This window comes from Syntrophales bacterium, assembly GCA_030655775.1.
Classification (GTDB): Bacteria; Desulfobacterota; Syntrophia; order Syntrophales; family JADFWA01; genus JAUSPI01.
In genome coordinates, this window is the sequence record JAUSPI010000053.1 from 1 (window position 1) to 8,853 (window position 8,853).

The following is an 8,853-nucleotide window of genomic DNA, read 5'->3' on the forward strand; positions in this document are numbered from 1 at the left end:
TGTGTAGTGTTTCCGCCAGAGAGAGTCTCTGCCCTGCACAAACCTGAAGATGGAATGAGAGTCTACGTAATATAGAAAGGGTGCGCCATACTTCAGTACCACCGTCTGCAAGGCAAGAATGTGAGCCCAAGATGTTTCTCTCTTTAAAAAGGTAGCATAGAGGATAAGCCGGCTAAAATCATCCAGGGAGGTTATAAGGCACCACTTTTCTTTCGCAGGCGGTGACCACAAGTGATGAGAGGAATCATGCTGAATGAGTTCTCCGGTGTAATTGGTTAAGACTTCACGGTCATGAGGATCTTTCCGAGGCTTCTTTTTTAAATAAAAGTCGTTCTTCTTGGCCCTATCAATAATGGTAGGTAACGAAACTTTCTGTTTATATTTGGTCTCTAAAAGATCTTTGACATAGCTGTAATTATACCATCTCAACGGTATATCTTTGTTTTCTATCAGTTTCTTTTCAATGTGCAACTCTTTGATAATGCTATCTTCAATGTCTTGAGATATTTTTCTGGTTTTGGTTTTTCTTGTGTATTGAATAGAGAATTCATCCGGATTTTGGCGATAGGCCTTTACGAGAGAGAAAACCCTTGTTTTTCCAATACCCAGAATCTCTTGAATATACTTTCTCTCGATTTCTTTTCTCAGGTAGCACTCGATAAGTTCTTTAACCTGGCTGTCTGTGAATTTCTTGTGCAACTGTACCATAACCTAAAACCTCCTCTTTGGGTTTTAGATTATGGTTTATCATGTGTTCACTTTTAAACTTTAAATCCGTCAAAAACGGTTCACTTTTAATTCTTATCTGACAACACAGTAAAAAATTCTTGACAAATGAGCACAAATTCTAATAAGAAGTTCTTTGAAACCACTACGACAAGAAGCAAAAACAAACAACAGAACAATAAGCCAGGTCTTGAGACCTTTAAAAACTGAAAAAGTTCCGAGCATCGAAAAACCACTTTTTCAAAGCTTTCGTTTTCCCCTTTTCTGAAAGCTGAACATAGCCTAATTTAGTCAGATTTTTTTGTACCTTAAAAACCCATTAAAATAGAAGTGAATTTAAAAGTTGGGAGGAAATGAAATGACTGTAAAAGTATTGATCAAAAGAAGAGTAGACAGGGAGAAAGAAAGCAAACTATTGCCTCTTATTTTAGAGCTCAGAACACTGGCCACGTTACAGCCAGGCTACATGTCAGGTGAAACCTTAAGAAACGCAAAAAAGCCCGATGAATACTTAGTAATCAGCACCTGGCAGTCAATAGATTCATGGAGAACCTGGGAATCCGGTAATGAAAGAGCTCAAATACAGAGCAAGATCGATTCTTTGCTGGGGGAGGCAACTGAATTCGAAATTTATCATTACCCCGAATAAACCCCACATAATTATCATTACAACAGGATAGAGTGAAACTCCCCGCCCGCAGGGCGGGGCTTCCTTGTAAGGAATCGGAGATAGTGAGCTGTTGCGAACAATATGTTTGTTTTATATTGCGCCCCCTTACCCCGCTTAAAAGGCGGGGTTTGCGGTGTGCGCTCCCGGTCAAAGTGTCCTATTTCCAAAGCTTTCATATTATTTTTGCCTCCCTCAAGTACTGCAATTTTCCAAGAAACTGATCTCACAATTAACCCTTGACAAATAGTTTCGACTATGGTTTAAGGACGAGTTCTAATTTTTTAACAGGATCATAATCTATGAAAAAAAATCTAACTAATTTAAGCAACACCAAGAGGAAAAGAACTCACGGTTTTCGTGCAAGAATGGCCACCAAGGGCGGAAGGTCAGTCCTGAACAGAAGAAGAGAAAAAGGAAGAAAGCGATTAGCCGTTTAAACAAAAAAACCTCGAGTGATGGTCAAGAGGTTATATAAAACGGTGATTATTCTCCAGAAATGGTAAAGCAAACTTTTGGTAAACACGAAAGGATTCGAAAAAGAAGAGACTATTTGAGAGTATACCAAAACGGGTACCGGGTTAATTCGAAAAACTTTATCATTATATTAAGTGAGAATCGGTTAGGGGTAAAGAGACTGGGATTGACGGTCAGTAAAAAAGCGGGAAACTCTGTAAAAAGGAATCGAATTAAGCGTCTCTTAAGAGAATTTTTCAGATTGAATAAAAACAGGTTCCCTTCTTCGCAAGACATAGTAATAATTGCGAAGAAGAGTATACCTCCACTTAAGTATCAAGATGTGTGCAGGGAACTTGAAAATCTCTTAATACAAAGCTTGCACTGAATCCTGCCCTGAAGTAAGTTCAGGGTCGATTTCAGTAAAACGATGTTCGGTGAAATGCCTACGCATATCCTCGAAAAGATATTTATTGGTTTTATCAGATTTTACCAGACATTCATATCACCTGCTTTCCCCCAATGTTGTCGTTTTTACCCTTCTTGCTCCGAATATGCAATCATCGCCATCAAGCACCACGGCCCCTTTAAGGGATTATTGATTGGTCTGATGCGTTTGCTTCGGTGCAATCCTATGAACCCTGGTGGGTACGACCCCGTGAAATAAATAAAACGGGAAAAACTGGAGGAATTAAATGGACAAGAGGACATTTATTGCCATAGTCCTGTCTTTTGCTGTAATTGCAGTTTATCACTTCTTTTTTGCACCCCCCCCACCGCCACCCAAGCAGGAGGTGGTTCAAAAAACTGAAAAAGAAGGTCTCGTTAAACCCGAAGGCCGGGAAGTTTTAAAAAGAACTTCCACTAAAACAACCCCTTCCATACATGAACCAATAAAAGGAAAGGTATTAAAAGAAACTTTAACCAAAACGACCTCTTCCATATACGAACCGATAAGAGGCAAAGATATCAAGGTTGAAAGCCCCTTCTACTCCGCTACCTTCACCACAGTCGGGGGAACCTTGAAATCTTTTAAACTTAAAGGTTACCGTAAGACATTAGATGAAAATTCCGAACTAATCGAATTGGTAAATATTATAGATGGCATGGAATATCCTCTTGCCGTCACCTTTCCTGAATCGAGTATAAATATTTCCTCTGAAGAAATTTATCAGGCAGATGCGGATTCCATAGATATCACAAAAACAATAGATGCTCGGAAATTAACCTTTAGCTGGTCATATCCAGAGAAGATAAAAATCGAAAAGGTTTTTACATTCTATCCAGAGAAATATTCTTTTGATCTTGAAGTAAAAGTTTACAATATTTCAAGAAACACTCTTAACGAAAATGCTCTTCTAAGCTGGTATCAATTCGTTGATCCCAACGAAGAGACGAGCAGCTATAGCCATAACGGTCCAATTTATTTTATTAAAAACAGCGTTGACCGTGAGGATGTTGAAAAACTCGGCACAAAAAAATTTCTGGGACCGGACGTATCCTGGGGAGCGTTTGAAAATAAATATTTTATCGCCTCACTAATACCTCAGAAACCATCACTGACCAGCCTTGTCCTATTTAAAAATTTGAGAAATCTCGTCTCCATAGGTCTGGAAGGACCAAAAAACATCATTCCTCCAGGACAGTCAGGGCTCTTTAATTATTCCTTGTACCTGGGTCCCAAGGATTATGACATCCTTAAGGCAGAAGGTGTTGGTCTTGAAAACTCAATCGATTTCGGTTCCTGGATAAAATGGCTGGCACTGCCACTTTTGATAGCGCTTAAATTTTCATATCAGTATGTTCACAACTATGGAATCGCCATCATTATCTTGACCATACTGATAAAGCTTTTTTTCTGGCCCCTGGGCAATAAAAGTTATAGATCGATGAAGGAGATGCAAAAACTCCAACCGATGCTAAAAAAGGTTCAGGAAAAATACAAAGATGACAAGGCAAAAATTAGTGAGGAAACGATGGCGCTCTACAAAAAGTATAAGGTAAACCCTCTGGGAGGGTGTCTCCCTATGGTGATTCAGATACCTGTTTTCTTCGGACTGTACAAAGCCCTGCTTTACTCAATAGAACTTCGCCATGAGCCCTTTTTCTTCTGGATACAGGATCTATCGGCCAAAGACCCTTATTACATAACGCCGATCATTATGGGGGCCACCATGTTCTTACAGCAGAAAATGAGTCCCCCGCCGGGGGGAAATCCCATGCAGGCAAAGATGATGCTATGGATGCCTGTAGTTTTTACTTTCCTGTTCTTAAATTTTCCTTCAGGACTGGTAATCTACTGGCTATTCAGCAATATTCTGAGCATAGGTCAACAATATTACATAAATAAACAACCATAATGATGAGGCAGTCAACTATGAAGACCTTGGAAATAGAAGAAAAAACCATTGATCAGGCCATTGAAAAGGCTTGTAAAGAATTCAACGTACCAAGGGAAAAATTGAAGATAGAAATAATCTCAGAGGGTTCTTCCGGATTCCTCGGTCTCATAGGATCCCAAAAAGCACGTATTAAAGCCAGCATCATGTCAATAGATGTGGAACTGGATACGTCCTTCAAAAAAACAGAAGATACATCCCTCGATACATCCGTCAATATTCCAACCCATGAAAGAACTGCTGGAGACGAATCCAATGAAACTGCGGCAATAAGAGCAAAAAGTATCCTCGAGGAAATATTAACTCGAATGACTTTAGATTTTCCTGTAATTGTCGAAGAAACACCAGAAGCCGTTACTCTCAACATAAAGGGTGCAGGTAATGGACTTCTGATAGGAAAAAAAGGCCAGACTCTTGACGCCATTCAGTATATAGTAAACAGGATATCCAATAAGCATGGAAAAGATAGAAAGAGAATCATAATAGACACCGAAGAGTACAGAAAGAGAAGTGAAGAATCTCTTGTTATGCTGGCTGAAAAGCTGGGACAAAAAGTCAAGAAAACAAATAAGCCCCTTACTATTAGCAACTTGAATGCCCATGACCGGAGAATAATACATTTAGCCCTTCAAACCGATAAGCTTCTGGTCACAAAAAGTCGAGGCGAAGGAACACTCAGAAAGATTATCATACTACCGAGTAAAAGTGCCTAAAGTGAGCTAAAGTTTGAAGTGCCTAAAGTTGAGGATTTTAATCAGTTACTTTAGTTCACTTTAGGCACTTTAGATCACTTTAGCTAACTTCATTTAACCCACAGTGAAATTAAAAGACACCATAGCGGCGATATCCACCCCCCCCGGCGTAGGCGCAATCGGGATAATAAGAGTAAGTGGGCCAGAATCGGAAAAAATCGGGGGCCTACTCTTTAAACACAGAAAAAAAGCTGAACATTTCAGAACCCACCACCTCTATCACGGAGATATTGTATCACCGGAAAATGGTACAGTCCTTGATGAAGTATTGATCACCATAATGAGAAAGCCTCACTCCTATACTGGAGAGGATATTCTTGAGATAAACTGTCACGGCGGTCCTGTTATTCTTCAGGCTATTCTCAACGAGGCAATAAAAGCAGGGGCACGTCTCGCAGAACCCGGCGAATTTACAAGAAGAGCCTTTCTCAATGACCGTCTCGACCTTTCCCAGGCAGAGGCGATTTCTGACATGATAATGGCCAGGACCGACAGAGGTCTCGATCTGGCCATCACCCAGCTTAAGGGAAATCTATCAAAGAAAATTAAATCCGCCCGCTCATCCACCATTGACATCCTGGCACTCCTCGAAACCTCCATAGACTTTTCTGAAGAGGACATTGAAGAGCTACCTGCCTCAGAACTTACCGAAAGGATCCAAAGCATAATAGATAGTCTGGAAGAGATTCTTTCAACATATCACGAAGGAAAAGTTTACAGGGATGGCATAAGTGCCGTTATTATAGGAAAGCCGAATGTTGGAAAATCGAGTCTTCTAAACAGACTCTTCGGCGAGAGACGGGTTATCGTCGCCCCCACTCCAGGAACAACGAGAGATTTCATAGAGGAAGTTATCAATATCAGAGGGATACCGCTCCGGATTACTGACACGGCCGGGATAAGAGAGGCTGAAGATATCATAGAAAAAGAAGGAGTCGAGCTGGTCTGGGAAAAGCTCTCATCGGCCGATATAATCATAATAGTTCTCGACGGAAGCGAAAAACTAACAAGGGAAGATCTGGAGATAATCGATAAAAACAGGCACAGAAATTGTGTCCTCGTTATAAACAAGTCAGACCTTCCGCGTATGATAAATGTTGGGAAACTCGATGATCTTCTGCCCGGCAAGAAACCCTTATGGCTATCGGCAAAATACGGTGACGGCATTCCCGCTCTCAAAGAACATATCCACTCCTTAATCATCAGTAACACAGATGACCGCCGATCAGACATTATAATAACAAATCTCCGTCATAAAACCGCCCTTGAAAAAACTGTCACGTTTCTTTCAAAGGCCAGAGAAAATGTACGTGAAGGCATGTCTCCCGAATTCGCCGCCCTCGATCTTAGGGAATCCCTCGAAAGCATGGGCGAAATTATCGGGGAAACCGTAAACGAAGAGGTTCTGGACAGGATCTTTTCAACCTTCTGTATCGGCAAGTAACCTGCTATCGGCTAAAGCCGATAGTTTCAGGCACAAAGGCACAAAGTAATATTTTCCTCTTTTTCCTCTGTGCCTCTGTGCCTTTACCACTTTGTGTCTGAAGACAAGGGGGTTTCCCCATTCTTCGAGTTGAAACAATAAAGATATTCCCCGGATTAACTTTTACCCTTGCACACAATGTTGTTGTGTGGTAGTTGCCACAACGTGCCGATTGAAGCTCCCCGCAACTTGTTGCGGGGAATCTCCGACTGCTAAGGAAAAAAATTGTTTTTTATTCGCTCGCTAACCCCGCCGCAAGCAGCGGGGAATGCGCTCGCTGTTCAGTTCATCGGTGGCAAATCGAGAAGCTACGACAGGATTTAATATGGTAAAAATGGAAGATATCAGCAAACTAAAAGAGACTGCAAGGCTGATGAGGATTAACATCCTCACGATGATACACAATGCCAACTCCGGGCATACCGGTGGTTCCCTTTCTGCAGCAGATATAATGACTGCCCTTTATTTTCACGTGTTGAATCATAATCCGGACGACCCGAACTGGCAGGAAAGGGACAGGTTCGTTCTCTCCAAAGGACACGGCGCCCCCGCACTTTATTCGGCACTGGCTATGTGCGGCTACTTCAATCTCAAGGAACTTATGACGTTGAGAAAACTGAATAGCTCTCTCCAGGGACACCCTGACGTGAGAAAAACAAAGGGGGTCAATGCCACCTCAGGTTCGCTAGGACAGGGATTGTCCGTTGCCAACGGTATGGCCATGGGGCTCCGCCTCGAAGGTCTGCAATCGAACGTCTATGTTATGCTTGGCGATGGAGAACTGCAAGAGGGGCAGATCTGGGAAGCCGCCATGACAGCAGCCCATTATAAGCTCGGAAAAGTGATGGCTATTGTAGACAACAATGGCCTCCAGATCGACGGTGCGGTAAAAGATGTCATGGGCATAGAACCGCTTTATGACAAGTGGAAGGCCTTCGGATGGAATGTTCAGGTAATCGACGGCCATAACTTTGAGGAAATCATACCGGCTCTGGAGAGCGTAAAGAACTGTAATGTTACGGACACCCCGTCCGTTGTAATAGCTAAAACCATAAAAGGGAAAGGGGTTTCGTTCTTTGAGGGTCTGGCGAAATACCATGGCGTGGCACCGACAGATGAAGAATTCAAAAAAGCGCTCAAGGAGCTTGGTGGATAGATGACAGATACACTCGGAACAAGAAATGTTTATGGGGAAACCCTGGTTGAACTTGCCCGGACCAATAAAGACATCGTCGCCCTCGATGCTGATCTCTCGGGATCAACAATGACAAAACTCTTTGCCAAAGAATTTCCTGACAGATTCTTCAATATGGGAATATCCGAGCAGGATATGATGGGAACTGCAGCCGGTCTTGCTCTCGCCGGGAAGATCCCCTTTGTGAGTACATTTGCCATATTTGCGGCAGGAAGGGCCTGGGAACAGGTGAGACAGGCTATCGCCTACCCTAAATTGAACGTGAAGATTGTGGCCAGCCACGGAGGCATAACCGTCGGTGAGGATGGTGTCTCTCATCAGATGACCGAAGACCTGGGGATTATGAGAGTAATCCCCAATATGACCGTTATCGTTCCGGCAGACGGCATAGAGATAAAAGAGATCATGAAGGCCGCATTGAATACTGATGGGCCATTTTATATCAGGACATCAAGAATGAAATTTCCTGTCATATTTCCCGACGGCGTATCTTTTGAAATAGGACGGGGCGCCGTCGTCAATGAAGGATCTGACATAACGATTATTGCTCTCGGTCTCATGGTATCCGAATCGCTCAAAGCTGCAAAATTATTGAAATCAAAAGGCATCTCCGCGCGGGTAGTAAATATGTCCACACTGAAACCAATCGACGAGAACCTGATACTTTCCTGTGCGAGAGAAACAGGGGCGATTGTCACTGCTGAAGAACATTCCATGATTGGCGGGCTCGGCAGCGCCGTCTGTGAGGTTATATCAGAAAATTACCCGGTACCGGTAAAAAGGATAGGCATACAAGACAGGTTCTGCATGTCCGGAACCGGAGATGAACTGCTTGATTGTTATGGTTTAAGGGCTGCAGATATAGCCCGCGCATCAGAAGATGTCCTGATCCAAAAAGAAGGTATAAGGTAAAAGGTTAAAGGAATGCAAATATCAAAATGAAAATTTAAAAAGTAAAACGAATTTCTGAAATGTCACCCTGAACCACGTGCTGAACTTGTTTCAGTATTGTTTCAGGGCCTTGTGAGATTCTGAAGTGAATTACCCCGCCTACAAGGCGGGGCATCTTAAATCAAAACAATCTTAATTGCGTGGGAGTCGTTTCTTCCTCATGATGATATTGAATGTATTTCCTAATTACTTCAGACGTTACCTTGTCACCTACGGTGCGAACG

The 8,853-nt window shown here is 42.4% G+C and carries 9 protein-coding genes; 8 read left to right on the plus strand and 1 reads right to left on the minus strand.

Features of this window, described 5'->3' with window-relative positions; translation table 11 throughout:
• The coding region (locus tag Q7J27_02780; protein ID MDO9528064.1) for a hypothetical protein at window positions 1–708 on the minus strand (708 nt) is incomplete at its 3' end.
• A 376-nt stretch (window positions 709–1,084) separates the two neighbouring features.
• Here Q7J27_02780 and Q7J27_02785 point away from each other — a divergent pair.
• From Q7J27_02785 to Q7J27_02820, 8 genes are all read left to right on the plus strand, one after another.
• Window positions 1,085–1,375 carry an antibiotic biosynthesis monooxygenase family protein gene (locus Q7J27_02785; protein ID MDO9528065.1) on the plus strand — a complete coding sequence of 97 codons (291 nt, stop codon included), beginning with the start codon at window positions 1,085–1,087 and terminating at the stop codon, window positions 1,373–1,375.
• A gap of 320 nt (window positions 1,376–1,695) precedes the next feature.
• Window positions 1,696–1,833 carry a 50S ribosomal protein L34 gene (rpmH, locus tag Q7J27_02790; GenBank protein MDO9528066.1) on the plus strand — a complete coding sequence of 46 codons (138 nt, stop codon included), beginning with the start codon at window positions 1,696–1,698 and terminating at the stop codon, window positions 1,831–1,833.
• 458 nt (window positions 1,834–2,291) lie between these two features.
• Window positions 2,292–2,516, plus strand: a complete 225-nt coding sequence (gene yidD / locus Q7J27_02795) for a membrane protein insertion efficiency factor YidD (protein ID MDO9528067.1) — start codon at window positions 2,292–2,294, stop codon at window positions 2,514–2,516.
• Window positions 2,517–2,544: 28 nt separating this feature from the next.
• Entirely contained in the window at window positions 2,545–4,209 is a 1,665-nt protein-coding gene (gene yidC / locus Q7J27_02800) for a membrane protein insertase YidC (protein ID MDO9528068.1), read from the plus strand.
• A gap of 17 nt (window positions 4,210–4,226) precedes the next feature.
• Entirely contained in the window at window positions 4,227–4,961 is a 735-nt protein-coding gene (gene jag / locus Q7J27_02805) for an RNA-binding cell elongation regulator Jag/EloR (protein MDO9528069.1), read from the plus strand.
• Between the two features lie 103 nt (window positions 4,962–5,064).
• Window positions 5,065–6,444 (plus strand): tRNA uridine-5-carboxymethylaminomethyl(34) synthesis GTPase MnmE, encoded by a 1,380-nt coding sequence (mnmE, locus tag Q7J27_02810; GenBank protein MDO9528070.1) that lies wholly within the window; start codon window positions 5,065–5,067, stop codon window positions 6,442–6,444.
• 331 nt (window positions 6,445–6,775) lie between these two features.
• On the plus strand, window positions 6,776–7,639 hold the full coding sequence (locus tag Q7J27_02815; protein ID MDO9528071.1) for a transketolase: 864 nt from the start codon (window positions 6,776–6,778) through the stop codon (window positions 7,637–7,639).
• Window positions 7,640–8,590 (plus strand): transketolase family protein, encoded by a 951-nt coding sequence (locus Q7J27_02820; GenBank protein ID MDO9528072.1) that lies wholly within the window; start codon window positions 7,640–7,642, stop codon window positions 8,588–8,590.
• Window positions 8,591–8,853 lie beyond the last annotated feature (263 nt).

Bases quoted from the DNA above. Each gene is read 5' to 3' on its own strand.
- Q7J27_02785 (MDO9528065.1), top strand. From the start codon at position 1,085: ATGACTGTAAAAGTATTGATCAAAAGAAGAGTAGACAGGGAGAAAGAA.
- rpmH (MDO9528066.1), top strand. From the start codon at position 1,696: ATGAAAAAAAATCTAACTAATTTAAGCAACACCAAGAGGAAAAGAACT.
- yidD (MDO9528067.1), top strand. From the start codon at position 2,292: ATGCCTACGCATATCCTCGAAAAGATATTTATTGGTTTTATCAGATTT.
- yidC (MDO9528068.1), top strand. From the start codon at position 2,545: ATGGACAAGAGGACATTTATTGCCATAGTCCTGTCTTTTGCTGTAATT.
- jag (MDO9528069.1), top strand. From the start codon at position 4,227: ATGAAGACCTTGGAAATAGAAGAAAAAACCATTGATCAGGCCATTGAA.
- Q7J27_02820 (MDO9528072.1), top strand. From the start codon at position 7,640: ATGACAGATACACTCGGAACAAGAAATGTTTATGGGGAAACCCTGGTT.